Origin of the sequence: Sphingobium sp. ba1, from assembly GCF_000743655.1 — a bacterium.
Classification (GTDB): domain Bacteria; phylum Pseudomonadota; class Alphaproteobacteria; order Sphingomonadales; family Sphingomonadaceae; genus Sphingobium.
Genome location: NZ_JPPQ01000069.1, coordinates 2,714,820 through 2,716,461, shown reverse-complemented (window position 1 = coordinate 2,716,461; position 1,642 = coordinate 2,714,820). Strand labels below are relative to the sequence as shown.

General features: G+C 46.5%; 2 protein-coding genes. Both read right to left on the bottom strand.

What is annotated here, in order from left to right; translation table 11 throughout:
* Positions 1 to 223 precede the first annotated feature (223 nt).
* On the bottom strand, positions 224 to 1,051 hold the full coding sequence (locus IL54_RS16330; protein WP_076605525.1) for a glycosyltransferase family 92 protein: 828 nt from the start codon (positions 1,049 to 1,051) through the stop codon (positions 224 to 226).
* A gap of 18 nt (positions 1,052 to 1,069) precedes the next feature.
* Positions 1,070 to 1,642 (bottom strand): hypothetical protein (locus IL54_RS24300; RefSeq protein WP_237748918.1); only part of this gene is annotated, 573 nt, incomplete at its 5' end.

Sequence of the window (1,642 nt, the reverse complement as noted above, 5' to 3'; positions counted from 1 at the left end):
GGGTGAATCAGCCAATCGACCTCCGCGCAATACTTTTCTGCCAACCCCGTGAGCAATTACTGTTGGACCGCGATACAATGTTCACAGTGCTGCATTCACATTTTGCGGATTTCTAATCAAACATCCCGCCCACACTGCTAGGTTTTTGACAATAAACATCACATTTTCATGTATAATTCGGCTATAAATACTAAGTATCACATGCGATATATCAACATCTTTCTCATATCGAACTAGATGCAGCCAGTACTTCATTCATCATTGATTTAACTCTAGGTATGAAGCGGGCAATTGTAACATCTTCCACATCATTTCGACCATTCCTTCTATACTTATCTATGTCTCTAAATTTATCTGGTGCATCATCAAGCCGTGGTTGCCCCCGCGCAATCTTGATTCTCAACTGTTCTTCTGATTTTGTGACATAGTGATTAATACGCATCACATCGTGGCGACTGGAAGAACATTTCCCCCTCGTCTCGGGCGGAATTAGCGTGCCGGCGACATCAACTGTGCCTCGCAGACCATTAAAATAGTGGACTGTTTGGAATCCGTCGATTTCATCAATACGAACGATCGATTTGATGTGGTTATGTGCTCGAAAATCATCGGAAGAGCGCTGCGTAAACGCTTCAATGCACAAACCAAGGGGCGTAGTTTCATGACCTGATGAACCAAAGTTGAGCCAGTGAACGCCGACTGCCGAACAATCTTGGTAGAGCGGTAGTATGTTCCGTAAGTCGTCTTCCTCAGTCCCAAACAAAAACTCATCGGCATCGAGAAATGCAACCCACTCAGCAACGTGCTTTCGATTAGCTATCATGTCCTTAAAGGCTAGCCACTGCCCCGGCTGCCGGGGCCAATCAATCAATTGCACTGCGCCGGGAAAACGATGGTTGAACATCCGCACGATCTCAGGCGTGTCGTCAGTGCTTTGGTTGTTGTAGATGACAAACTTGCCTACGCCAACTAAACGGTGGAAGCACAGCCATTCAAGCAGATATTCCTCCTCATTTTTCATCGCGGAACATATCGCAATTTTTGCGCGCATATTACCCCTTGCCGGTAGCTAAAATCGGATAACCGAAACATCATCGAAATAAACCGCCTGCTTTCCTCTCCGATCTGCAGAACGATAAATGCCGAGGTCGAATCCTATCGTACGGCTAACAGGAAATTTTGACGGATTGAAACCCCACGCAACATCTTTTTGCATCACGCTCTTGCCGTCCACCTCCAAAGCTAAAGGTCCACCCACGACACCATTTTTCTTTGTTCGAGATGTCATCGAGATAGTAAATTTATACCATCTACCTTTTTGCATCCCTGCGCGGAACAGCATCGCTCGGTCATTTCCCATATAAGTGGATACGCCAGCGGTCGTTGGGTTCCGCACCGCTATTACATATTCCTGAACGTTCCGGTTTTTGATTTGGCGGTGCTTTGCGGGAACCATCTTGAACGAAATTATAGGCCCGCCCGGTATCACATTTCCTTCATACAGGTCACCTTGTCGCCGGGGCTGAAATGCTTGGAAGTGGATCATGTTATTAGTCGGATCTTGGTAAGTTTTATCGAGCTTCATCGCAAACGACACCTTTGTGGTAAATCCATCACCCACCACCACTCTCTCACCCAACTT